A 25,100-nucleotide genomic window follows, 5' to 3' on the forward strand; every position below is an offset into this window, starting at 1 on the left:
CCCAGAAGCCGGAGGGCTCCATGAAGCTCCAGATCCTGGCGGCCTGCGCCGCCCTCGCCATCCTTCCCGCCGGCCAGGCCATGGCCGCCGATCCGATCACCGCCAAGCTCGCGGCGCCGGTGGCGGCGAAGACCAAGTTCATCGCCGGCGGGGCCCTGTTCAACTGCGAAGGCGACACCTGTGTCGCCCTGGCGCCGACCGCCGAGACCTTCAGCGCCTGCAAGGCGGTCGCCGCCAAGGTGGGGGTCATCGTCGCCTTCAGCGGCCGCAAGGCCCTGGACGAGGACAAGCTCGCCGACTGCAACAGAACCGCCGCCGCCAAGACGGCCGGCGCCCTCGCCAGGCCGTAGGGCCGCCCCTCTCCCAGCAGCTCATTCGCCGAGCTTCTGTCCGCCTGGGCCGTCGGAGACCGATGGGAACCGACGGCCCGCCTTTTCCTTCCAGATCAGGCGCGCAAGACGCGCCGGGCCGCAAGCCGAACGGAGACATCGATGGATACGGTGAGCGTGCGTTACTTCGTCGCCGACATGGACGCGGCGGTCGCCTTCTATCGCGATCTGCTGGGGTTCACCGTCGACATGCAGGCGGGGCCGGGCTTCGCGATGCTCAGCCGTGGGCCGCTGCGGATGCTGCTGAACCGCCCCGGGGCCGGCGGCGCGGGCCAGAGCATGCCCAATGGCGACGCGCCCGCCCCCGGCGGCTGGAACCGCATCCAGCTGGCGGTGGGGAACCTGGAGGCGGAGGTCGAAAGGCTCAAGGCGGCGGGGGGCCACTTCCGCAACGAGATCGTGCAGGGCAACGGCGGCAAGCAGATCCTCATCGAAGATCCGTCGGGCAACCCGATCGAGCTGTTCGAGCCCCCGGCCCGATAGCGGGCGGGTCGCCCCGGTCGCGCCCCGCGCCGCCCGAGACGCCTTGCCACCAGCCGGCCAGGGGATCAAACCTCAAGAATGGCTATGGTTATGGGCGCGCTCGCGCCGCGGTTCGTCTGCCCGACGACCAGCAATCCGCGTTACACCTCGGCCGCCTTCGGGGGCCGCTACATCCTGCTGGGCTTCCTGCCCACCGACGAAGCGGGCCGCCGCCAGGCCCTGGCCCAGTTGGTGGCGCACCGCGACCTGTTCGACGATGTCCGCCTCTCGGCCTATGGCGTGCTGCGCGACGAAGGCGCGATCGCCCTGGCCCGCGACCAGTTGGGGCTGCGCTGGTTCCTGGACCGCGATGGGGCGGTGAGCCGCCTGTTCGAGGCCCTGGACGACCAGGGCCAGGCCCGGCCCCGCTGGGTGCTACTGGACCCGGCCGAGTGTGTCCTGGCGATCGCCGACATCGACCGGCCAGAGCGGCTGTTCGAGCTGGTGCGCGGCCTGCCGGCTCCCGAGGACCATGCCGGGACGCCCCTGCACGCCCCGGTGCTGATCGCCCCGCGGATCTTCGAGCCCGACCTCTGCCGGCGGCTGATCGCCCACTATGAGGCCGACGGCGGCACGCCCTCGGGGGTGATGCGGGAGATCGGCGGCAAGACGGTGGGGATGCTCGATGGCTACAAGAAGCGCCGCGACACCATGATCAGCGACCCCGACCTGGCGCGCGAGACCCGCCTGGCCCTGACCCGCCGGCTGATCCCGCAGATCCGCAAGGTGTTCCAGTTCAAGGTCACCCACATCGAGCGCTATCTGGTGGCCTGCTACAGCGCCGAGGACGGGGGCTACTTCAAGCCGCACCGCGACGACACCACCCCGGCCACCGCCCACCGGCGGTTCGCCTGCTCCATCAACCTCAACGCCGAAGAGTTCGAGGGCGGGGACCTGAGCTTCGCGGAATTCGGGACCAAGACCTACCGCCCGCCGACCGGCGGGGCGGTGGTGTTCTCCTGCGCCCTGCTGCACGAGGCGACGCCGGTGACCAAGGGCCGCCGCTACGCCTTCCTGCCCTTCCTCTACGACGCCGAGGCCGCCGAGATCCGACTGGCGAACCTCGGGAGCCTGGAGGGCGCGGGGCCGGCGGAGCAATAGATCCCCGGCCCCTCCCCCGCTTTAGAACGGGATCTCGTCGTCCAGGTCGGCGGAGAAGTCCTCGCGGGGGGCCGAGCTCTGGGCGCGGGGGCCTGACGAGAAGCCGCCGCGATCGGAGGCGCCGTAGCCGCCGCCTTCGTCGCGCTCGGCGTCGCCGCGGCCGTCCAGCATGGTCAGTTCACCGCGGAACTTCTGCAGGACGATCTCGGTGGAGAACTTCTCCACGCCCGACTGGTCGGTCCATTTGCGGGTCTGGATGGAGCCCTCGATATAGACCTTCGAGCCCTTCTTCAGATAGTTCTCGGCCACCTTCACGAGGTTCTCGTTGAAGATCACCACCCGGTGCCACTCGGTCTTTTCCTTGCGCTCGCCCGAGCTCTTGTCGCGCCAGGTCTCCGACGTGGCGATGCGCAGATTGGCGACGCGATCGCCCGAGCCGAGGCTGCGAATTTCGGGGTCGGCGCCCAGATTGCCGACCAGAATGACCTTGTTGACGCTGCCCGCCATGATGCTCTTCCTGTCTTTTCCGTAGATGCGGACCGTCGGTCCATGGGCGGCACGCTAGACGAGCCTGCCCGGACGATCAATCTTAATGTTCTCGTTACGTTCGCGTTCGGCGACCGCCGTCCACAGGCGATTGCCCGTGGCGTAGGGTCGCGCGCTATTGCCGCGGCATGGCCCCGGGGACGGCGAGACGCCCGTCGCCGGTGCGGACCAGGGCCACATAGCGGTGGGCCTCCAGGGAGGGCGCGGTCAGCACCCCCTCCTTCTGCAGGAAGATGAAGTTGCCCTGATAGGCGCCGGTGATCTCGTACTGGCTGCCGCCCATGCGCAGGAACTTGACGCGCATGGCCTCCAGGGAGGCGGCGCAGTGCTCGAGGTCCGAAAGCCCGCTCACCAGCTTGTTGTACTTCAGCGTCCCGTCCTTCTGGAACTGGACCACGTAGCAGACGCCCACGTCGCCGGGCGGCACGGTGCGTTTGGCGCAGGCGCCGAGGGCGATCAGGGCGGCGCCGAGCAGGAGGAGATTGCGAACCATGGCGTCAGACTACACAGCCCGATTGCGGCGCGCGAGTGGCCTTTGTCCTCAGCCGATCGACGGGATGGCGCAGCCGGGGCCCTGGTCCACCAGGGTGCGGAAGCTGCGGTTGTCGCCGGAGACCTCGACCTTGCCGGGGACCAGACGCAGGGTCTGGGCCATCCAGCGGCCGTAGGTGGCGCCGCCGGGCCGTTCGCAGTGGCCGGCGAACAGGGCCTGGACGCAGGCGCCCAGCGGCATCTCCGAAGGCAGCTTGGACCAGGCGGCGCCGGAATAGCGCCAGCAGGCGCCGGCCGGGCCGCCCGCGGCGGGGGCGGCGGGCGTGCTGGTGGTCGTCGGCGCGGTGGGAATGGCGGGAGCCTGGGCCACCACGGGCTCGGTCTGGACCGGCGGCAGGGGGGTCAGGACGGTGCCGGCCTGGTCGGCGGCGGCCAGGTTGCCGCTGGAATCGACGCCGACGTCCAGGGCGCCGGTAGCCACGCCGTTCTTCTTGGCGCACTCGGCCAGGGTGACCTCCCCGACATACTGGCCGGCGACGAAGCAACGCAGCGGGCGGGCCGGATCGATGCCGCCGTCGTCGGCGGCGGTGGTCTCCACCACCAGGCCGCCTTGGGAGGCCGGCGGGGCGGAGGTCTTGTCGCTGCGGGTCTTGGAGACCATGCCGATGGCGATGCCGAGGCCAGCCAGGAGGGCGAGCGCCCCGCCGATCAGGGCGAGAACAATCCGCCGGTCGTTGAAGATATCCATGCCCCCTCGCTAGACCGCGCGTGTGACGGTTTCAAGCGTTCGTGATCGGAAGCGCCGTCAGGTCCCGCCGTTCAGGCGGTTGAGGGCGGCCTGGTAGTTGGCGATCTGGTTGGTGAGATAGGCCGGAACCGGGCCGGTGGCCTTGGCCTTCTCGGACGCCCGCTCGTTCAGGGGCGTGGCCGCCTCCTTGAGGTCCTTGTAGGCGTTGCGGATCACCCCCAGGGCCGCGGCCAGGGCGGCCTTGGCGTGGGAGATGCCGTCGGCGTCGTCGAGGTTGAGATCCTTCTCCAGACCCAGGCCATAGAAGGCCCCCTTCCCGTCCGCCGGGGTGGTCTTGCCGTCCTTGCCGGTGACGGTGGCGCGCACCACACCCTCGGGAATCCCCAGCAGGTCCAGGGCGTCCTTGCCGGTCTTGCCGGCCGAGAACTCCAGGATGGTGCGTTCGTTGAGCGGCTTGACCTGGATCGACCGGACCCCGCCGGAGGTCACGATCTCGACCTTGGCCTGATAGTTCAGGCCGCGCTTCAGCTTGGTGACCAGGGTCTCCAAGGTGTCGTTGGCGTCCATGGTGATGGTCTTGAAGGCGCCGGCCTCGCCGGTGCGCACCTGGAACTGGTCGCCGGCCCGCACCGAACTGACCGCGGTGAGCTGCGGGGAATCGGTCATGTCCAGCGTGCCCTTGGGCAGGCCCAGGCGATCCAGGGCGCTGGCGCCGGAGGAGTCGATGGCGATGGCGGTGGGGGTGGCGTAGCCGTCCTTGCCGCTGAAGCGCCGCGAGAAGCCCACCGCACCGCTGTTGACGTCCAGCTCGGCCAGGAAGCCGTCCTTCTTGGACACCGGATCCTCGCCCGGCAGATCGGTCCCGGCCTGGCCGGTGAGATAGATGCGGCCCTCGGCCACGGCCAGGCCGGAGACCCGGTCGTCGCCGGCGCCGCCGTAGTAGGCCATCCGGTCGGCGGCGTTGGGGCCGAGATCGGCCGCGACGCGGGCGGCGAAGCCGTCGGTCCCGCCGCTATAGCCGCGGGTGACGGCGCCGGCGGCCATGGAATCGTTGCGGGTCGAGCCGGCTATGACCAGCTGGCCGCCGTCCAGGACCAGACCGGCGATCTCGCCGCCGGCCAGGTCGCCCAGGTCGCGGGCGGCGGTTTCGGCGGGGGTTCCGCCGGACAGGTCGAAGCGGTGCAGGACGGCGTGGCCGTCCTCGTTGTTGGCCAGGTACAGGGTCGAGCCGTCCACCACCAGGCCGCCCGGCCGGTCCGACCCGGCCGAACCCACGGTCTGGGTGAACAGGGTGGAGACCTTGCCGGCGGCGTCGGCCTTGAAGCCCTCGATATAGCTGTCCCAGCCGCCCAGGGCGGTGGTTCCCGGCAGGCTCGACTGGGCGCGGCCGGCGACATAGACCGACCCGTCCGCGCCGAAGGCGATCTGGCTGGCCTCGTCGTTCTGGCGCGCGCCGCGGCGCTGGGTCCAGAGTTCCTCGCCCTCGGTGTTCAGGACCGTGACGAAGCTGTCGGAACTGGTGGCGAAGCTGCCGGTCGCACCGGAATTCAGCGCGCCCTCCGTGGCGCCGCTCAGCCCCCCCGTGACCTTCCCGGCCACCGCGACCTTGCCGTCGGCCGAGACCGCCAGGGCCAGGCCGCTGGCGTTGGCCGAGGCGCCCAGGGTGCGGGTGAACAGCAGCTTGCCGGCGGAATCGTACTTGAGCAGAGCGACGTCCTGGTCGCCCTTGATCTCCTGGCCGCTGGTCTTGCCGGTGACGTCGGCCAGCACATAGACCGAGCCGTCGGGGGCGATCTGGGTGGCGTGGACGGTCCCGACCGTCTTCTCCATGTCCTTGGCCCAGACCCGGCCGTCGATATAGTTGGCGTCGCCGAGCGCCTGAGGCGGCGGGGTGACGTCGACGGTGTCGGTCTGCACCTTGAGCAGCTGGCTCAGCACCACCCCGTCCTTGGTGGACGCCTTGCCGTCCGGGTCGGGGTTGCCGACGCTCTGGGCCAGGTAGATGGCCGGCTCGGTCTTCGGCGCCGAGAAGGTCAGGGTGTCGCCGGAATCGACGTTGAACTTCATCGCCCACTGGTCGGGATTGACCCCCACCTTCACCGGCTTGCCACCCACCTGGACGGTGCGGTCGCCGCCGGGGATGCGCAGGGAGGACACCCGCGTGCCGACCCCGGAGTCGCTGAGCTGGGTGTTGATGTAGGCCATCACGTTGGACATGTTCCGCGGCGTGCCGCCCATGTCCGCCAGGTCGATAGTGATGTCGTGCGTCACGCCGACGCGCTTGATCGAGATGTTGAACTTCACATCGCCCTGGAAGGCGTCCACCGGGGCGGCGACGTCGCCGGAGACCAGCGGCGGAGTGGTGTAGTCGGTCTTGGCCTTGGTCACGCCCACCTTGGACTTGGCCTTGTCGGTCACCTGGGCCCGGGTCAGGCGGATCTGGTCCATCTCCAGCTGGTCGGTATAGGCGGTGACCTCGGCCAGGCCCTTGCCGAACACCGACTTGATCCGGTCCTTGTCGACGCTGGTCAGGCCCTTGCCGCCGATCTGGTCCACCACGCCGGCCAGGGTGTCGAGGCCCTGATAGAGGGCGAACAGCTTCTTGTAGTCGGAGCTGGCGCCGGCCAGGTCGAGCTGGGCGGCGTTCTCGTCGATCAGCTTGCGGCCCAGCATGGCGTTCTTGACCGCCGTGGTCATCAGGGCCGGGGTGTTGGAGGCCGTCTTCGCCCCCGGCAGCCAGGGCGCGCTGGGGGCGTACTTCTTGGCGGTGCTGGTCCCTGAAGCGGTCGTGGTCGTACCCGACGCCACGCCAGAGCGCGCCGCGTAGTAGTTGACCAGGATGCTGGTGTCGAAGGTGATCGTCATGATCCGCCGTCCGCGGACAGGGTTCCGCCAGCCGACCTTGCCACGGCGAGGGATGACGGGGGGTTAAGCCACAGCGTTAAGACGCAAAAAGCGCCAGAGCGTGACAGCCGAAAGTGGTCTCCGGTTTCGGCGCCTGTCACGCTCTGATCCTTGAAGATCGGGCCTTTTCCTGCTGCTCAAGCCATTCGGCATGAACAGCAAAGGCCCGAGCCAGAACGGCTCGAGCCTCAGGACGCCCGGACTGTGGAACGGGGTTCAATTACTTGAACAGCGACAGGATGATCTGGGGCGCCTGGTTGGCGATCGACAGGGCCTGGGCGCCGAGCTGCTGCTGCACCTGGAGGGCCTGCAGGTGGGCGCTTTCCTTGGCGACGTCGGCGTCCACCAGGTTGCCGATCCCGGCCTGCAGCACGTCGGTCAGCTTGGAGACGAACTTGTTGTGGTTCTCGATCTGCTTGGCCTGGGCGCCGAGGCCCCCGAGGGCCTGGTTGACGTTGGCGATCGAGGTGTCGAGGTCGGTCAGGGCCTGCTGGGCGTTGGTCACCGTGGTGATCGACGCGGTGGAGGCCAGCGTGATGATCAGGCCGCCCAGGCTCATGTCCTGGCCCGAGAGGGTGATGTAGGCGTTGGCGTCGGCGTTGGCGAGGAACCGGATCGAGGTGGTGGTGCCGTCCAGGATGTCGGCGCCGTCGAAGGAGGCGTTCTGGCCAACCTGGGCGATTTGCCGCAGGATCGACTTGAAGTCGGCGTCCAGGGCGGTGCGTGAGTTGATGTCGAGGGAGGGGTCCTGGGCGGAAACCACCTTCTCCTTGAGCTGCACCAGCAGGTCGGAGATGGATTCACCGGCGGCCATGGAGACTTCGGCGATCGACTGGGCCCGGTCGAGGCTCATCTTCACCGCGGAGAGGGCGCCGATGTCGGCGCGCTGGCCCTGGGCGATGGACCAGACGGAGGCGTTGTCCTTGGCGTTCGCGATGGACAGGCCCGTATTGATACGGTTCTGGACTTCGCTCAGCTCATCGTTGGTCTTGTTCAGGTTCTGCAGCGCGACAAGCGCCGACTTGTTCGTATGAACGCTGATTGACACTACTCGGCCTCCTTGGCGCGCCCGGCCCCTTCAAACGCCTCGCCTGCGAGTCGTTGAGACCGGTCTTCCTGCGCTGGAAGCTATGGAATCATGGTGTCCAGAAGGTTAACGACCATGTGCGAGCGACTGCCAGCCGGTTTCCCGGGGCAGTGAAATCAACAGATTGCGAGCCTTACGGGCTCGTCAGATCTTGGCGCGGATGACCGTGCCGGCGGTGTAATCGTCCTCGTCGCGCATCTTCAGGAGCTCTTCCCTCGGATACTGCGCCACGATGTCGCCCGTGCGCCGGTCCACCGTCTTGTAGACGTAGGACCCGGCCTGTTCCTCGATCACCAGCCGGAGATCGGCCTGATCCTGCGCGCCTTCGGCGATGCGAACCGAGAGCGGTCCGGTCTCGAGGGCGGACGGAGGAGGCGCCTGCTGGTTGATGTTCGGGTCGGCGACGACCGCCAACTTTGTTGCCTTGGTTTCCATTTCTCCATTCGTTGACGGGCCAGGCCCGTGAACGTCCCTGTTTGACCGAAATCGGCGGGGAGGAAATCGCCCTCCCCGCCAGGTCCGGCCGGTGACGAGGCGTTTCCGCCTCGCGCGCCTGCCTAGCCTCGGAAGAGGCTGAGCAGACCCGAAGAAGAACTGTTGGCGATCGACAGCGCCTGGACACCCAGCTGCTGCTTGGTCTGCAGCGAGGTGAGGCGGGCGCTTTCCTTGGCCAGGTCGGCGTCGACGAGGTTGCCCACCCCGGCGTCGATCGAGTCTTGAAGCTTGTTGATGAAGGTCAGGTGGGCCGAGAGCGACTTGGAGCCCGTGCCCAGCTTCGACAGAGCGGTCGAGACCGCCCCGATGGCGGTGCCGATCGTGGTGATCATGTTACCGGCCGCCGTCTGAGTGCCGATGGACGAGGTCGCGGTCAGGCCGCCGGCGCCGCCCATGATCGTGCCGCCCAGGGCCATGTCCTGAGCCTGCACGGTCAGCTTGGAGGAACCGTCGTCATTGGCGAGGGCGGCGATGGTCACCGCACCGCCGGGAGAACCCGCGTCGATCATGTTCACACCGTTGAAGGTCGCGTTGGCGGCCGACTTGGCGATCTGGTCGCGCAGGGCCATGAAGTCTTCGTTCAGGGCGGTCCGCGAGGCGGTGTCGAGGCTGGAGTCGGAAGCCGCCAGGGCCTTTTCCTTCATCTGCAGGAGCAGGTCGGAAACGGCTTCGCCGCCGGCGATGGCGACATCGACGGTCGATTGCGAACGTTGCAGGGAGTCCTTGACCGCGTTCAGGGAGCCGGAGGTCGCACGCTGGTTCTGGGCGATGGCCCAGATGGCGCCGTTGTCCTTGGCGGAAGCGATCTTCTTGCCGGTGTTGATGCGGTTTTGAACCGTCATCAGGTCGGCGTTGGTGGCGTTGAGGTTCTGGAGGGCGACCATCGCCCCGACGTTGGTATTGACGCTATTCGGCATCAGAGGTGTCCTTGTTCTCAGGTCACCGGTCGGCATTTTGCTGACCGCAGGCATTTTGCCCGTGTGGTTAAGAGCAAGTTCCGGGCCACCTCAGGGGATGCGCCCACGGGCTATCGGCCCGCCACAAGATACTGAAATGGTTGGATTAAACCCTTGTTAGGGACGTTCGCGCCCGGCAAGATTTGCCTAGCTTGACGGCGCTTGGGCAGAAATTGCCGACCTCATGCGGCAAACGGCGCCCAGCAGTTCAAAGAGCTCGCCGGGCGGGGCCACCCCTTTCGGGGGAGCGCCCGCCCGGCGCTGCGACCAACTTAGCTGCGGAACAGGGACATGATCTGTTGCGGCATCTGGTTGGCGATCGACAGCGCTTGGACACCGAGTTGCTGCTTCGTCTGCAGCGAGGTGAGCCTTGCGCTCTCCTTGGCAAGATCGGCGTCGACGAGGTTACCCACCCCGGCGTCGATCGAGTCCTGTAGCTTGTTGATGAAGGTCAGATGGTTGGCGAGCGACTTGGAGCCCGTCCCCAGCTTCGACAGGGCGGTCGAGACATTCGCGATGGAATTCCCGATCGTCGTGATCATGGCGGCGGCGGCCGTCTGCGTCCCGATCGAGTCGGTAGGCAGAACTGAAACCGCGCTACCGGGCGTGCCGAGCGACATATCTTGCGCCATGACCGTGAGCTTGGATTGACCAGACTCATCGGCCAGAGCGGCGATCGTCACCGGACCCCCGACCTGGCTTCCGTCCAACATATTCACGCCGTTGAACGATGCGTTCTTCGTCGCCTTGGTGATCTGGTCGCGCAGGGCCATGAAGTCTTCGTTCAGGGCCGTGCGAGAGGCAGAATCCAAGCTCGAGTCGGACGCAGCCAGCGCCTTCTCCTTCATCTGCAGCAGAAGATCCGAAACCGTCTCACCGCCAGCAATAGCGACGTCGACCGTGGACTGACTGCGTTGCAGCGAATCCCGGACGGCGTTCAACGAGCCGGACGCCGCACGCTGGTTCTGGGCGATCGCCCAGACAGCGCCGTTGTCCTTGGCGTTCGCCACCTTCTTGCCAGTGTTGATGCGGTTTTGAGCCATCGCCAGGTCGGAGTTGGTCGCATTGAGGTTTTGGAGCGCGACCATCGCGCCCACGTTGGTGTTCACCGAATTATACGGCATTTGGGATCCTTCCATTCTGGTCGGGAGAGAGTTTGCGGCTTTTGCCTGCGGGGCGTTCTTCGCCTTACCCACACCCTCGCAAGGCGCGGGCCAGTTTCGACGCCCCGTTCACTTTTTATCTTGTTGTTTTAATTGTGTTTTATAGGGACCGCCGGGCCGCCGCGTTAAGCATGCCCGGACTCAATTGCCGCCTCGGCACGACTTGCCGGGATCAAAGCTGCGGGCGGGGCTGGCCGTGCCGATTCTGCCGAGCGAGGCAAGCAGAACCCGGGGCCGTCGCCACGGCGCCGCGGCCGGCCCGGCTCACCAGCCCAGGTCGCAGTCGCCTGGCGGGCTGTCGACGCTCGCGTCGAAGACGCTGAGGTCGCGGACGAAGATCGAGGTGCACCACTCGATCTTGTTCACCGGACCCGGGCCGTAATAGTCGATCCGGCGGAAGCCGGCGGCGCTCAGCAGGCGGTAGGCGCCGTTGTACTGCCAGCGGTCGGTGTTATCGAACAGGATGAACCCGCCCGGCTTGAGGTGGCGGATGGCCAGCCAGGTGCTGAGCGTGCGGGCCATGCCGTCCACCACGATGACGTCGAAGTGCGCGGCGGGGAAGGCCATGATCTCGGTGGCGTAGGCGACGAACTCCTCCGACAGCAGGCCATGCATGATGTTGTGCGGCGTGCTGTGGGACAGGGGCAGTTCCGGCGGCTCGGCGAAGAACGGCGCCACGGCCGCCCGCCGGTCGTCGTCGACCGCCGCGTTCATCTCCCGGACGATGACCTTGAGGTTGGGCTGGGCGGCGTTGGAGACGTGCAGCCCCCATTCCTTGTCGTGCTCGACGCTGGTGACCTCGGCGACATTGTTGGCCCACCAGAGGGAGGAGCCGCCGCATCCGTATTCGAACACCTTGAAGTCGGGGCGGATGATCCGCTTGAGCTGGATGAAGGCCGGATAGGTGATCCAGGGGACCACGCCCTCGTTGTTGCGCGGAATGCCCCCCAGGCTCTCGAACCAGCCGCGCTTCTGCAGGTAGCCCTGGGCGAAGCGATAGATGTCGGCGTTGACCGCGGCCTGCTCGTTGATGTCCATCCGCGATTCCCTTGCCTTGAGCCCTTAGGCCGCGCCGCTTTTCAGCAGGCCGTCGAAATAGGCGATCGTGCGGGTGAGACCCTGTTCCAGGGCGATGGTGGGCTGCCACCCGTCCAGCAGGGCGCGGGCCTTGGAGATGTCGGGCTGGCGCTGCTTGGGATCGTCCGACGGCAGGGGTTGGTAGGTGATCTTCGACTTCGATCCCGTCTGAGCCACCACCATCTCGGCCAGGGCCTTGATGGTGAACTCGCCCGGATTGCCCAGATTGATGGGGCCGGTGACCTCGTCGCCGGTGTTCATCAGGCGGATGAAGCCCTCCACCAGGTCGTCGACGTAGCAGAAGGATCTCGTCTGCAGCCCCTCGCCGTAGAGGGTGATCGGCTCGCCGCGCAGGGCCTGCATGATGAAGTTGGAGACCACCCGACCGTCATTGGGGTGCATGCGCGGGCCGTAGGTGTTGAAGATCCGCGCCACCTTGATCTGCAGCTTGTGCTGCCGGTGGTAGTCGAAGAACAGGGTCTCGGCGCAGCGCTTGCCCTCGTCGTAGCAGGAGCGGATGCCGATGGGGTTCACATTGCCCCAGTACTCCTCCACCTGCGGATGGATGGTGGGGTCGCCATAGACCTCGCTGGTGGAGGCCTGGAAGATCTTGGCCCGCCGGCGCTTGGCCAGGCCCAGCATGTTGATGGCCCCATGCACGCTGGTCTTGGTCGTCTGAACGGGATCGAACTGGTAGTGGATCGGCGAGGCCGGACAGGCCAGGTTGTAGATCTCGTCCACCTCGGCGAAGAGCGGGAAGGTCACGTCGTGACGTAGCAGCTCGAAGTTCGGGTTGGACAGCAGGTGGGCCACGTTGCGCCGCGAGCCTGTATAGTAGTTGTCGACGCACAACACCTCGTGCCCCGCGTCCAGCAGACGCTCGCAGAGATGTGAGCCGACAAAGCCGGCGCCGCCGGTGACCAATATGCGCTTCATGTCCGTCCGGTCCTGCCAGGTCGGACGCTACGCCCGCCGACCCGTTGAGCCGCCGAACCTAGACTGAGTCTCGCGCCCCGTGGGCGGGCGTCACTGGGCCGCGGCCCCCTCCCCCAGCACCCGCGGGTCGCCCTCCAGGCTGGAGGTGTCGAAGCCGTGGAACAGGGACAGGAAGCGGAAGGGGTGGGCCTGGTAGGACGGGTACATCACGTTGTTGATGTCGGTCTCGGTGTCGAAATAGGCGATCTGGGGCGCCTCGCCGCGGATCTGCAGGTGATGACGGGCGAAGATCAGCCCCACCTGGTCGATCCAGCGCGTGACCTCGGGCTTGTCCAGCTGGGTTTCCAGATAGCGGGCGAGGAAGGCCAGCAGGCGATGGGCGTTGGGGGTGGGGTTCACCCACAGCAGGTTGGCCGTCAGGCGCGAGCCGGCGTTGAGGCTCAGTTCGTTCTCGTTGAACATCACGTCGGCGCCCGCGCCGCGGGCCAGCAGGTCGGCGACGCCGCGCTGCAGGATCAGGTCGATGTCGGAGACGAAGATCGGCCGTTCCAGCCGCTCCAGCAGCCCCCCCAGGCGCAGGAACCGCACGCACTGGAAGTGGGCCACCGGCCGGGCGATGAAGCCCTTGGGCGGGGCGTCATAGACCTTGGTGGTCACGGCGTCGGCGTCGAAGGCGTCGCCCGCGAAGATCAGGCGCTCGTCCCCCACCCCCACCGCCGCGGCGATCTCCGCCAGGCGGTCGGCGCCGCCGATCACATGGATGACGATCAGGCTGGGGACGTCGGCGTATTTCAGCACCGAGAGCGCGTACCAGCGGGCGTAGAGGTCCACATAGGTCTCGTCGGCGGCGGCGAAGAACACCGCCTCGACCCCCAGCCGATCGGCCGTCGCGCGCACCCCGGCCCAGTCCATCGGCGCGCCGGAGGCCGAGACGAAGACCAGCTCGGGTTCGGGATCGGGCTCCGGCGTCGGGGCGTTCACCGCCGCCAGGTCGACGGCGTCCAGCAGCAGCCGATAGTGGATCGCCCAGCCCTCCCACTCCGAGCCGGGCTCCACCTCGATCCGCAGGCCGGCCGCGGCGGCCAGTAGGGTCTGGATCTGGGCCTGGCTGTGCGCGGTCAGCGGGCGGCAGAGGATCAGGCTGACGACATCGTGGATATCCCGCAGCCGCAGCAGGGGATGGGTGTCGGGGGCCGGATCGAGGGCCAGGGCCACCTTGTCGGCGATCTCGGCCAGGACCGGGTCGGCCGGGGGCGCCGGCGCCTGTCCCACCTGGGCCAGGGCGTCGAGGGCGGCGGGATGGCGCGGATTGATCGCCGCCAGGGCCCGGGCGTAGCGGTTGACCTCCGTCCAGCGGCCCAGGACCTGGTTGCAGGTCATGGCGGCGCTCAGCATCGGCTCGTTCTGGGGCACGAGGGCGGCCATGGCGGCGGCGTAGCGCTCGGCCTGGGCGATCTCGCCGGCCGCCACGTGGGCGTTGAACCTGTCCACCGCCGGCAGGGAATAGGCCTGGATCTCGGGCAGCAGGCGGTCCTTGTCGTCGCTGAGGGCGCGAAGGGTGCGCAGCACCTCCAGGGCCTCCAGGCTGCGGCCGTGGGCGCCATAGGCCTCCAGCAGGGGGCGCAGGACCGCCTCGTCGCGGGGCCGCAGGGCCGCCAGGTTCTCCAGCACCGTCAGGGCGTCGTCGTCCCGTCCTTCCGCCGCCAGGCGCCGGCCGAGGTCCATCAGCCGCTGGGTGGTGGCGGTCTGGCGCTTGGTCCGGCGCTCGAACAGGAAGTCCATCTGCAGCAGTTCGCCGTTGCGGATCCCCTCCAGCCGGTGGAAGTCGACCACCTCGGCGCAGCGGAAGTCCATGGCGGCCAGCTGGCCGAACACGGCCTCGGCGCGCGCGCCGCCGAGGTTGAACTCCACCAGCGAGACCTCCACCAGGATGTAGTCGGCCTGGGACAGCACGGTCTGGCCACCCTGCAGGACGTCCAGCTCCGAGCCCTGGGTGTCGATCTTGACGAAGTCGAAGCGGCGTCCCGCCAGCAGGTCGTCCAGGCGGATCTTGGGCACGGCCTCCCGGACCACGAACTCCTCGCGGAAATAGTCGGTGTCCTCACGGTAGAGCGAGGCGCCGGTGGTCTGCAGCCAGCCGGCGGTGACGAACAGCTCGCCGACGCCGGCCTCCCGCGAGGCCGCCACCATGTGCCGCTCGAAGGGCAGCCGGGCCAGGGTTTCGGCGCAGTGGGGATTGGGCTCGATCAGGGTCGGGACGCAGTCGGGGAAGACCGCCAGGAAACCGGTGGCGAACCGTCCCTCGTGGGCCCCGATGTCCAACAGGGTGGCCGGCGCGTAGCCCTCGGCGCGAAGGCTTTCGAGAACGGTCTTGATCATCCGACTTCCAGTTCAGGACCAGATCCGCGTCGTGGGCGGACGAGTCAATCGGCGGCGGCGCGGCGCGGCCGAACATCGGCGGGGGGCGTCTCGAGGCTCTCCCCCTCGGCCCAGGCGATGTCCTGCGGCGTCCACATCCGGGCGTCGGCGGGGATGGGGCGCGCCAGATGGCGGCGGGCCAGCTTGGCCTTGTAGTGGCCGGCATAGTCCTCGACCGCCAGCATCTCCTGGCCCTCGTGGTCGTGGTCGACGCCGACACGCATATAGACGTCGAGATTGGACAGGTCCGGGCGCGGCAGGGCGCCCTGCTGATAGTCCACCACCATGTTGGCGTAGAGGTCCTCCAGGCTGCCCACCAGCTTCTCCATGTTGAAGAGGTCGCAGGTGTCCCGGTTGGCCTCGAGCTGGGCCTTGTAGGCGGCGATCTGGGCGCGGTCGTGGCCCAGGGCCACGGCGCGCGCCACGTACTCGTCGGGGTTGGAGCAGACAAGGTCGGTGAGGCCCGAGGCCCGCACCAGGCTGCCGCAGACCCGGGCGGCGAAGCTGCGGCCCGAGAGGGTGACCATCGGCACCCCCATCCACAGGGCGTCCGAGGCGGTGGTGTGGGCGCCATAGGCGGCGGTGTCGAGGAAGAGGTCGGCCAGGGGGTAGCGCGCCAGGTGCAGGGAATTGTGCAGCTTCGGCGCGAAGATCAGCCGCTCGCGGGCGATCCCGTGTTGCTCGGCGAAGGCCAGCAGGCGCTCGTGCGTCTCGGGCGAGCTCTCCAGCAGCCAGAGCACGCTGCCCTCGACGCGCCCCAGGATGGTCAGCCAACGTTCGAAGGTGGCGCGGCTGATCTTCTGGGCGCCGTTGAAGCAGCAGAAGACGAAGGCGTCCTCGGGCAGGCCGGCCGACTGGCGGGTCGGGCGATCGGCCGCGACCACCCGCTTGCGGTCATTGGGCTGGTAGCACGGCAGGCGCACCACCTTCTCGGAGTAGTAGATCTCCGAACCCGGCGGGATGATCCAGCCGTCGGCGATGATGTAGTGGTGATAGGGGCTGCCCATGGTGCCGGGATAGCCCAGCCAGTTGACCTGGATCGGGGCCGGCCGGCGCGCGAAGACCGCGGTGCGCGACTCCCGGGTATGGCCGTTGACGTCCACCAGGATGTCGATGCCGTCCTCTTCGATACGGTGGGCGGCCTCGGCGTCGCTCATCGGCCGGATGTCGACCCAGTGCTCCACGGCCTGGCGGGTACGCAGGTTCAGGGGGTCGGCGGAGGGCGTGCCGCAGTAGTAGGCGAAGACCTCCACCTTGGACTTGTCGTGCAGCTCGAACAGCTCGGCCATCAGGTAGCCGACGGCGTGGTCGCGCAGGTCCGAGGAAATGTAGCCGACCTTCAGGCGGCGGCCCTGCAGGTCGATGGGGGCGCGGCGGCGGCCCTCGATCTCGCTGTCGGGGGGCGTCTCCACCCCGATCTCCACATAACGGCTGGCCGAGGCCAGTTGCAGCATGGGGTCGTCGGTATAGGCGGCCATGGACAGGGGGTGGATGGAGGTCAACAGGCCCTGCCGGTCCACGCCCGGCAGGCTTTCGATCACCGGCCATTTGCACTGGGCCAGACGCATGGCGAGATACTGTTCGATGACGTCGCGCTGGGTCGGATCGAGGGCCAGGGCCTCGCGCATGGCCACCTCGGCCGCCTCGATCCGGCGGTTGTCGGCCAGGACGCGGGCCAGTTGCTTCAGGGTGGCCAGCTTGTAGCCGACCCGTTCACCGCTGACGGCGCTGACGTGGTCCAGGCCGGCGCGCCACAGCGCGATGGCCTGGTCGATCTCCCCGCTGCGCTCCAGCACCCCGCCCAGGTTGATATAGGCCGGCATGAAGTCGGGGCTTACGGCGATCGCCGCCTGCAGGGCCTCGATGGCCGGAGGCAGGTCACCCCCCTGGGTGTGCAGGCAGCCGCGGTTGAAATGGGCGACGTAGAGCTGCGGATGTTCCGGATTGAAGCCCGCCCAGATCTTGTAGAGCTGGGTGGCCTGGTCGGCCCTCCCCGTCCCGCTGAGCGCATTGGCGGTGTTGATCAGCTCGCCAAGCGCCAGGGCGCCCGAGGTCGTTTTCTGGAGCGCGGAAAGGAAGAGGTCCTGGGGCATCGCGGTCTCGAGCATGTCCTTCCAGCCGTCCCGACCCCAGCCGGCCGGCGAGTCGGCCGTCGTGCGATCGAGTCACCCTCTTGTGGCGCCTCCGGGCCGCGGATTCCAGGCCGGGGCTCCCGGTGCGACCAACTGCGCCGGGGCCCAAGCTCCCGGCGCAGTCTGATCGTCCGTCGGCGTCAGGTGCCGGCGATGTAGGCGTCGACCTGATCGCCCGACAGGCTCTGCACCTGGGTGGCGGTCATGGCGTTCAGCAGGGTGGAGCTCATGGCCGAGATGTTGGTGGCCGTCAGGCCATCGAGCTGGGTCGAGGTCAGACCGGTGATCTGGGTCGTGGCGAGGGCCGCGGCCTGGGTCGTCGTCAGCTCGGAGATCACCGTGGCGGAGAGCGCGCCCACCTGGGTCGAGGACAGGGCCCCGAACTGGGTGGTGGCGAGTTCGCCGACGTCGGTGGTGTCCAGCCCCCTGAGCTGGGTCGTCGTGAAGGCCTTCACCTGGGTGGTGGAGAGGGCCGCGACCTGGGTGCCGTCCAGGGCCGAGACGCCGGTGGCGGTCAGGCCGGGGATCTGGGCGACCGTGAGGCTGCCGATCTGGGTGGCGCTGAACTCCCCGACATCCGTGGCCGAGAGGCCCGACAGCTGGGTCGTGGTCAGGCCCTTCACCTGGGTGGTGGAGAGCGCCTGCACCTGGGTCGAGTCCAGCGAGGCGATGTTGGTCGCCGTCAGGGCCCCGAGTTGCGCCGCCGAGAGGGCGTTGATCTGGGTCGAGCTGAACTCGCCGAAATCGGTGGTGCTCAGGGTCTTGAGCTGGGTCGTGGTCAGGCCGCCCACCTGGGTGGTGGAGAGGGCGCCGATCTGGGTGCCGTCCAGGGTCGAGAGGCTGGTGGTCGACAGGCTGCCGATCTGCGAGGCGCTGAGGGCCCCGATCTGCGTGGTGTCGAGGGCGCCGACGCTGGTGGCGGTCAGGGCGGCGAACTGGCTGGCGCTCAGGGCGCTGACCTGGGTCGGGCTCAGCTCGCCCACGTCGGTGGTGTTGAGGCCAGCGAGCTGGGTGGTGGTGAAGGCCTTGACCTGGGTCGTGGACAGCGCCGCCACCTGGGTTCCGTCGAGGGCCGAGAGGCCGGTGGCCGTCAGCGCCGCGATCTGGGAGGTGGAGAAGGCCGCGACCTGGGTCGAGGTGAACTCGGCGATGTCCGTGGTGAAGAGGCTCTTCAGCTGGGTCGCCGTCAGGCCCTTCACCTGGGTGGTGGACAGGGCCGCCACCTGGGTGCCGTCGAGGGACGAGACGTTGGTGGCCGACAGAGCCCCGAGCTGGGACGCCGACAGAGAGCCGATCTGGGTCGAGGTCAGTTCACTGAAGTCGGCCGGCGAGAGCGAAGCGAGCTGGGTGGTGGTCAGACCGCCGACCTGGGTGGTGGTGAGCGCCGCCACCTGGGTGCCGTCCAGGGCCGAGAGGCCGGTGGGCGTCAGGGCCGCGATCTGAGTCGTGGCCAGGGCGCCGATCTGGGTGGTGTCCAGGGTCGACAGGCTGGTGGTGGACAGGGCCGCGATCTGGCCGGCGGTGAGCGCGCCGACCTGGGTCGCCGAGAGCTCGCCGATGTCGGTGGTGTCCAGGCCCCGGAGCTGGGTGGCCGAGAGGCCCTTCACCTGGGTCGCGGAGAGCGCCGCCACCTGGGTCCCGTCGAGGGCCGAGATGTTGGTCGCCGAGATCTGCGAGAGCTGGGTCGCGGTGAGGGCCGAGACCTGGGTCGGCGAGAGTTCGGCGACGTCGGTGCTCTGCAGGCCGCCGAGCTGGGTGGCGGTCAGGGCCTTGACCTGGGTCGTGGAGAGCGCCGCCACCTGGGTGCCGTCGAGGGCGGAGAAGCCGGTGGCCGAGAGGGCTGCGATCTGGGTCGTCGCCATGGCGCCGATCTGGGTCGCGGTGAACTCCTGGACGTCGGCGGCGCCGAGCGCGCTGAGCTGGGTCGTGGCCAGGCCCTTGACCTGGGTCGTGGTGAGACCCGCCACCTGGGTGCCGTCGAGGCTGGCCAGGTTGGTGGCGGTGATCGCCCCGAGCTGGGCCGGCGAGAAGGACGCCACCTGGGTCGTGGTCAGTTCGGCAAAGTCGGTGGTGGACAGCCCGCGCAGCTGGGTGGCGGTCAGGCCGGTCACCTGGGTGGTGCTGAGCGCGGCGATCTGGGTGCCGTCCAGGGCCGAGAGGGCGGTCCCGGAGAGGGAGCCGATCTGGGCCGCCGAGAGGGCGCCGACCTGGGTGGTGTCCAGGGCCCCGAGGGTGGTGGGGGTCAGGGCCGCCAGCTGGGTGTTGGTGAACGCGCCGACCTGGGTCGAGGAGAGCTCGCCGATGTCGGTGGTCTCCAGGCCCCGCAGCTGGGTGGCGGTGAGCGCCTTGACCTGGGTCGTGGAGAGCGCGGCCACCTGGGTGCCGTCCAGGGCCGAGACGCCGGTCGGGGTCAGGGCGGCCAGTTGGACGGTGGTGAGCGCCCCGATCTGGGTGGCGGTGAACTCCTGCACGTCGGCGGCGCCAAGCGCGCTGAGCTGGGTCGTTGCCAGGCCCTTGACCTGGGTCGTGCTGAGCGCCGCGACCTGCGTGCCGTCGAGGCTGGCGACATTGGTGGCGGTCAGGGCGCCCAGTTGGGCGGCGCTGAGGGCGCCGATCTGGGTCGAGGTCAGCTCGCCGAAGTCGGTGGTGGACAGGCTCTTGAGTTGGGTGGTGGTGAGACCGCCCACCTGGGTCGTGGTCAGGGCGGCGATCTGGGTGCCGTCCAGGCCCGAGAGGCTGGTGTTGGACAGGGCCCCGATCTGGGCGGCCGAGAGAGCGCCGATCTGGGTGACGTCGAGGCTGGCCAGGCTGGTGGCCGAGAGCGCTCCGATCTGGGCCGCGGACATCGCCCCGACCTGGGTCGCCGAGAGTTCGTCGACATCGGTGGTGTCCAGCGACCGCAGCTGGGTGGTGGAGAGCGCCTTCACCTGGGTGACCGACAGGGCCGCCACCTGCGTCCCGTCGAGGGCCGCGATGTTGGTGGCCGTGAGCGCGCCGATCTGGCTGGGGCTCAGGGCGCCGATCTGGGTCGCCGAGAGCTCGGCGACGTCGGTGGTCTCGAGCCCCTTGAGCTGAGTGGCGGTCAGGGCCTTCACCTGGGTGGTGGAGAGCGCCGCCACCTGGGTGGCGTCCAGGGCCGAGAAGCCGGTGGCCGACAGGGCCGCGACCTGGGTGCTGGCCAGGGCGCTGATCTGGGTGGTGGTGAATTCCTGCACGTCGGCGGCGCCGAGCGCGCTGAGCTGCGTCGTGGCCAGGCCCTTGACCTGGGTGGTGGACAGGGCGGCGACCTGGGTGCCGTCGAGGCTGGAGATGTTGGTGGCCGACAGAGCCCCGATCTGCGCCGCGCTGAGGGCGCCGATCTGGGTCGAAGTCAGCTCGCCGAAGTCGGTGGTCGACAGGCTCTTAAGCTGGGTGGTGGTGAGGCCGCCCACCTGGGTCGTGGTCAGGCTGCCGATCTGGGTGCCGTCGAGGGCGGAGAGCGCGGTGTTGGACAGGGCGCCGATCTGGCTCGCCGACAGGGCGCTGATCTGGGTGGTGTCGATGGCCGCCAGGTTGGTGGCCGACAGGGCCCCGATCTGACTGGCGGACAGGGCGCCGATCTGGGTCCCGCTGAACTCACCGATGTCGGTGGTCTCCAGGCCCCGCAGCTGGGTGGCGGTGAGCGCCTTGACCTGGGTGGTGGAGAGGGCGGCCACCTGGGTGCCGTCCAGGGCCGAGAGGCCCGTGGGGGTCAGGGCCGCGATCTGGGTCGTGGCCAGGGCCGCGATCTGGGTGGCGGTGAACTCCTGCACGTCGGCGGCGCCAAGCGCGCTGAGCTGAGTCGTCGCCAGACCCTTGACCTGGGTCGTGCTGAGCGCCGCGACCTGGGTGCCGTCCAGGCTGGAGAGGTTGGTGGCCGAGAGCGCGCCCAGTTGCGACGCCGACAGGGCGCCGATCTGGGTCGAGGTCAGCTCGCCGAAATCGGTGGTGGACAGGCTCCTCAGCTGGGTGGCCGTGAGGCCGCCGACCTGGGTGGTGTTCAGGGCGGCGATCTGGGTGCCGTCCAGGCCCGAGAGGCTGGTGTTGGACAGGGCCCCGATCTGGGCGGCCGACAGGGCGCCGATCTGGGTGACGTCGAGACTGGCCAGGCTGGTGGCCGACAGGGCGCCGATCTGGGCGGCCGACATGGCGCCGACCTGGGTCGAGGAGAGCTCACCGACGTCGGTGGTGTCGAGGGCCCGGAGCTGGGTGGTGGAGAGCGCCTTCACCTGGGTGACGGACAGGGCCGCCACCTGCGTGCTGCTGAGAGCGGAGATGTTGGTCGCCGTCAGGGCGCCGATCTGGCTCGGGGTCAGGGATCCGACCTGAGTGGCGTCGAACTCGCTGATGTCGGTCGTGGACAGTCCGGCCAGCTGTCCGCTGGTGAGCGCCTTGACCTGGGTGGTGGAGAGCGCCGCCACCTGGGTGCCGTCGAGGGCCGAGACGTTGGTCGCCGTCAGGGCGGCGATCTGGCTCGTGCCCAGGGCGCTGATCTGGGTGGTGGTGAACTCTCCGATATCGGTGGCGTTCAGGGCGCTGAGCTGGGTGGTGGCCAGGCCCTTGACCTGGGTCGTCGACAGGGCCGCGACCTGGGTGCCGTCGAGGCTGGAGACATTGGTGGCCGACAGGGCCCCGATCTGGGCGGCCGACAGGGCGCCGATCTGGGTCGAGGTCAGTTCGCCGAAGTCGGTGGTCGACAGGCTCTTCAGCTGGGTCGTGGTCAGGCCCCCGACCTGGGTCGTGGTGAGCCCGGCGATCTGGGTGCCGTCGAGACCCGACAGGCTGGTGGCCGAGAGGGCGCCGATCTGGGCGGCCGAGAGGGCGCCGATCTGGGTCGTGTCGAGGCTGCCGAGGCTGGTGGAGGTCAGGGCGCCGATCTGCACAGCCGAGAGGGCGCCGACCTGGGTCGCCGAGAGCTCACCGACATCCGTGGTGTCCAGGGCCCGGAGCTGGGTGACGGTGAGCGCCTTGACCTGGGTCGTGGAGAGCGCGGCCACCTGGGTGCCGTCCAGGGCCGATAGGCCCGTGGCGGTCAGGGAGGCGATCTGGCTGGCGGCCAGGGCCCCGACCTGGGTCGCCGAGAGCTCCCCGATGTCGGTGGTGTTCAGCGCCGCCAGTTGGCCGGCGGTGAGCGACTTCACCTGGGTGGTGGAGAGCGCCGCCACCTGGGTGCCGTCCAGGGCCGAGAAGCCGGTGGGCGACAGGGCCGCGATCTGGGTGTTGGCCAGGGCGCTGAGCTGGGTGGTGGTGAATTCCTGCACGTCGGCGGCGCCGAGCGCGCTGAGCTGCGTCGCGGCCAGGCCCTTGACCTGGGTGGTCGACAGGGCGGCGACCTGGGTGCCGTCCAGGCTGGAGAGGTTGGTGACCGACAGGGCCCCGATCTGCGCCGCGCTGAGGGCGCCGATCTGGGTCGAGGTCAGCTCGCCGAAGTCGGTGGTCGACAGGCTCTTGAGCTGGGTGGTGGTGAGGCCGCCCACCTGGGTGGTGTTGAGGGCGGCGACCTGGGTTCCGTCCAGGGCCGAGAGGCTGGTGTTGGACAGGGCGCCGATCTGGGCCGCCGAAAGGGCGCCGACCTGGGTCACGTCCAGGGCGCCGAGATTGGTGGCCGACAGGGCCGCGATCTGGCTGGTCGAGAGCGCGCCGACCTGGGTCGCCGAGAGCTCACCGATGTCGGTGGTCTCCAGGCCCCGCAGCTGGGTGGCGGTGAGCGCCTTGACCTGGGTGGTGGAGAGGGCGGCCACCTGGGTGCCGTCCAGGGCCGAGACGCCGGTCGGGGTCAGGGCCGCGATCTGGGTCGTGGCCAGGGCCGCGATCTGGGTCGCGGTGAACTCCTGGACGTCGGCGGCGCCGAGCGCGCTGAGCTGGGTCGTGGCCAGGCCCTTGACCTGGGTCGTCGACAGGGCGGCGACCTGGGTGCCGTCCAGGCTGGAGATGTTGGTGGCCGAGAGCGCGCCCAACTGGGCGGCCGACAGGGCGCCGATCTGGGTCGAGGTGAGCTCGCCGAAGTCGGTGGTCGACATGCTCTTCAGCTGGGTGGTGGTGAGACCGCCCACCTGGGTGGTGGTCAGGCCGGCGATCTGGGTGCCGTCCAGGCCCGAGAGGCTGGTGGCCGACAGGGCGCCGATCTGCGAGGCCGACAAGGCCGCGACCTGGGTGCCGTCGAGGCTGGCCAGGCTGGTGGCCGACAGGGCGCCGATCTGGGCGGCGGACATCGCCCCGACCTGGGTCGCCGAAAGCTCTCCGACGTCGGTGGTGTCGAGCTGGCGGACCTGGGTGGTCGACAGCGCCCGGACCTGGGTGATGGAAAGGGCGGCCACCTGGGTGCCGTCCAGGGCCGCGATGTTCGTCGCCGACAGGGCGCCGATCTGGCTGGCGCTGAGCGCGCCCACCTGGGTGGCGGTGAATTCGCCGATATCGGTGGGGTTGAGGCCGGCCAGCTGGGTGGTGGCCAGACCCTTGACCTGGGTCGTCGACAGGGCGGCGACCTGGGTGCCGTCGAGGGCGGAGACATTGGTGGCGGTCAGCGAGCTGAGTTGGCTGACCGAGAGCGCGCCGATCTGGGTGGTGGAGAACTCACCCATGTCGGTGGAGCTCAGGCCCTTGAGCTGGGTGGTGGTGAGCCCGCTGACCTGGGTGGTGGACAGGGCCGCGACCTGGGTGCCGTCCAGGCTGGAGATGTTGGTGGCCGAGAGCGCGCCGAGCTGGGCGGCCGACAGGGAGCCAATCTGGGTCGAGCTGAGGTCGCCGAAGTCGGTGGTCGACAGGCTCTTCAGCTGCGTCGTGGTCAGGCCGCTGACCTGGGTGGTGGAGAGCGAGCCCACCTGGGTCGAGTCGAGGGCCGACAGGCCCGTGGCGGTCAGGGCGCCGATCTGCGAGGCCGAGAGGGCGCTGAGCTGGGTGGTGTCGAGGGCCGCCACGTTCGTCGCCGACAGGGCGCCGATCTGGCTGGCGCTGAGGGCGCCGATCTGGGTGGTGGAGAACTCGCCGATATCGGTGGTGTTGAGACCCTGCAGCTGCGCGGTGCTGAGCGCCTTCACCTGGGTGGTGGACAGGGCCGCCACCTGGGTGCCGTCCAGGCTGGAGAGGTTGGTGGCCGAGATCGCGCCGACCTGGGCGGCGAGCATCGCCCCCAACTGGTTGGCCGACAGCTCGGCCATGTCGGTGGTGCTGAGGCCCTGGATCTGTGTGGTGGTGACACCCTTGATCTGGGTGGAGGACAGCGCGCCCACCTGGGTGCCGTCGAGGCTGGAGAGGTTGGTGGCCGACAGGGCCCCGATCTGCGAGGCGCTGAGGACCGAGATGTGGGAGGTGTCGAGGGCGGCGAGCTGGGTGGTGGTGAGCGCCTTGACCTGCGGGGCGCTGAGGACGGTGAGCTGGGCGGTGTCGAAGACCACCGAGGTGTCGAAGAATGGGATCTGGGTCGCCGAGAGCCCCTTCACCTGGGAGGCGGAGAGCGCTCCGACCTGTGTGGTGCTGAGGGCGGCGATGCCCGTGGTGTTGATGGCCCCGACCTGGGTGGCGCTGAGCGACTGGATCTCTGTCTGGGAGAGCCCCTGGATCACGGTGACCGAGAGGGCGCTTATCTGAGCCGCCGAGAGGCTGGAAATCGCCATGTGAGCTTCCTAGTCGATATATTTTGAGCAGCGGTCAGTCGGTCGAACGCGTAGACATTATAGAGAGCGGCGCACTACCTGGACGCGTCCCCCGACCCCACCCACAACAGAATCACTTACCAGTTTGTTACGATGATTCTTGGGCTCTGGACCCGTTATCCATTGGGTCCGGAAGTGTACGGACAGGTTTGGGCCCCCCCGCGCAGGTCCTCGCGGCGGCCCTGGTCTGATTATTCTCGGCGAGGCCCCGGCCCCCTCCCCCGGCCCCCATGGCGCCAGGCTGTCCCATCGAGGGGCTGACACCCTGCCGCCACGCGGGCGCCACATTCGGCGATCTGTTACAGGGCCTGGGTTTGCGGCGTCAGCCGTCTCCGGGGCCGCGCGCCGGCCTTCGGAGCGTCGGACGCCGGACGACGGCGGCCGACGGGCTCCCGGCGGCTCCCGACGTCCCGGGGCGGCGCTCCGGCCGGGCCCTTGCGAAGGCTGGCGTCGGACGCCGGAGC

At 69.0% G+C, this 25,100-nt stretch carries 16 protein-coding genes; 3 read left to right on the forward strand and 13 right to left on the reverse strand.

The window, feature by feature from the left end:
- Positions 1 to 20: 20 nt before the first annotated feature.
- The 3 genes from ACO06I_RS07245 (at position 21) to ACO06I_RS07255 (ending at position 2,012) form a co-directional block, all read left to right on the forward strand.
- Positions 21 to 350, forward strand: a complete 330-nt coding sequence (locus ACO06I_RS07245; RefSeq protein ID WP_421931906.1) for a CC_3452 family protein — start codon at positions 21 to 23, stop codon at positions 348 to 350.
- 141 nt (positions 351 to 491) lie between these two features.
- A complete protein-coding gene (locus ACO06I_RS07250) occupies positions 492 to 872 on the forward strand; it encodes a VOC family protein (protein ID WP_421931907.1) in 381 nt (126 codons plus the stop codon).
- Between the two features lie 78 nt (positions 873 to 950).
- On the forward strand, positions 951 to 2,012 hold the full coding sequence (locus ACO06I_RS07255) for a 2OG-Fe(II) oxygenase (protein WP_421931908.1): 1,062 nt from the start codon (positions 951 to 953) through the stop codon (positions 2,010 to 2,012).
- A gap of 21 nt (positions 2,013 to 2,033) precedes the next feature.
- Here the strand turns inward: ACO06I_RS07255 and ssb are convergent, their stop codons facing one another.
- The 13 genes from ssb to ACO06I_RS07320 form a co-directional block, all read right to left on the reverse strand.
- Complete coding sequence (ssb, locus tag ACO06I_RS07260) at positions 2,034 to 2,519, reverse strand: single-stranded DNA-binding protein (RefSeq protein WP_304699637.1); 486 nt, start codon at positions 2,517 to 2,519, stop codon at positions 2,034 to 2,036.
- A gap of 154 nt (positions 2,520 to 2,673) precedes the next feature.
- Positions 2,674 to 3,051 carry a hypothetical protein gene (locus ACO06I_RS07265; RefSeq protein WP_421931909.1) on the reverse strand — a complete coding sequence of 126 codons (378 nt, stop codon included), beginning with the start codon at positions 3,049 to 3,051 and terminating at the stop codon, positions 2,674 to 2,676.
- 48 nt (positions 3,052 to 3,099) lie between these two features.
- Positions 3,100 to 3,798 carry a hypothetical protein gene (locus ACO06I_RS07270; protein ID WP_421931910.1) on the reverse strand — a complete coding sequence of 233 codons (699 nt, stop codon included), beginning with the start codon at positions 3,796 to 3,798 and terminating at the stop codon, positions 3,100 to 3,102.
- A 57-nt stretch (positions 3,799 to 3,855) separates the two neighbouring features.
- Complete coding sequence (locus ACO06I_RS07275) at positions 3,856 to 6,663, reverse strand: hypothetical protein (RefSeq protein ID WP_421931911.1); 2,808 nt, start codon at positions 6,661 to 6,663, stop codon at positions 3,856 to 3,858.
- A gap of 259 nt (positions 6,664 to 6,922) precedes the next feature.
- Positions 6,923 to 7,750, reverse strand: a complete 828-nt coding sequence (locus tag ACO06I_RS07280) for a flagellin (RefSeq protein WP_421931912.1) — start codon at positions 7,748 to 7,750, stop codon at positions 6,923 to 6,925.
- A 183-nt stretch (positions 7,751 to 7,933) separates the two neighbouring features.
- Positions 7,934 to 8,224, reverse strand: coding sequence for a hypothetical protein (locus tag ACO06I_RS07285; protein ID WP_421931913.1), 291 nt, complete (start codon positions 8,222 to 8,224; stop codon positions 7,934 to 7,936).
- Positions 8,225 to 8,346: 122 nt separating this feature from the next.
- Entirely contained in the window at positions 8,347 to 9,204 is an 858-nt protein-coding gene (locus ACO06I_RS07290; RefSeq protein ID WP_421933608.1) for a flagellin, read from the reverse strand.
- Between the two features lie 308 nt (positions 9,205 to 9,512).
- Positions 9,513 to 10,364 carry a flagellin gene (locus ACO06I_RS07295; RefSeq protein WP_421931914.1) on the reverse strand — a complete coding sequence of 284 codons (852 nt, stop codon included), beginning with the start codon at positions 10,362 to 10,364 and terminating at the stop codon, positions 9,513 to 9,515.
- A gap of 303 nt (positions 10,365 to 10,667) precedes the next feature.
- Positions 10,668 to 11,441, reverse strand: coding sequence for a hypothetical protein (locus ACO06I_RS07300; protein ID WP_421931915.1), 774 nt, complete (start codon positions 11,439 to 11,441; stop codon positions 10,668 to 10,670).
- A 24-nt stretch (positions 11,442 to 11,465) separates the two neighbouring features.
- A complete protein-coding gene (locus ACO06I_RS07305; RefSeq protein ID WP_421931916.1) occupies positions 11,466 to 12,416 on the reverse strand; it encodes a UDP-glucuronic acid decarboxylase family protein in 951 nt (316 codons plus the stop codon).
- 90 nt (positions 12,417 to 12,506) lie between these two features.
- Entirely contained in the window at positions 12,507 to 14,795 is a 2,289-nt protein-coding gene (locus ACO06I_RS07310; RefSeq protein ID WP_421931917.1) for an FkbM family methyltransferase, read from the reverse strand.
- A gap of 44 nt (positions 14,796 to 14,839) precedes the next feature.
- Positions 14,840 to 16,942: a tetratricopeptide repeat protein gene (locus tag ACO06I_RS07315; RefSeq protein ID WP_421931918.1), complete on the reverse strand. Its 2,103-nt coding sequence runs from the start codon at positions 16,940 to 16,942 to the stop codon at positions 14,840 to 14,842.
- 164 nt (positions 16,943 to 17,106) lie between these two features.
- Positions 17,107 to 24,597, reverse strand: coding sequence for an ice nucleation protein (locus ACO06I_RS07320; RefSeq protein ID WP_421931919.1), 7,491 nt, complete (start codon positions 24,595 to 24,597; stop codon positions 17,107 to 17,109).
- Positions 24,598 to 25,100 lie beyond the last annotated feature (503 nt).

Origin of the sequence: Phenylobacterium sp. (genome assembly GCF_965229015.1) — a bacterium.
Taxonomy (GTDB): domain Bacteria; phylum Pseudomonadota; class Alphaproteobacteria; order Caulobacterales; family Caulobacteraceae; genus Phenylobacterium.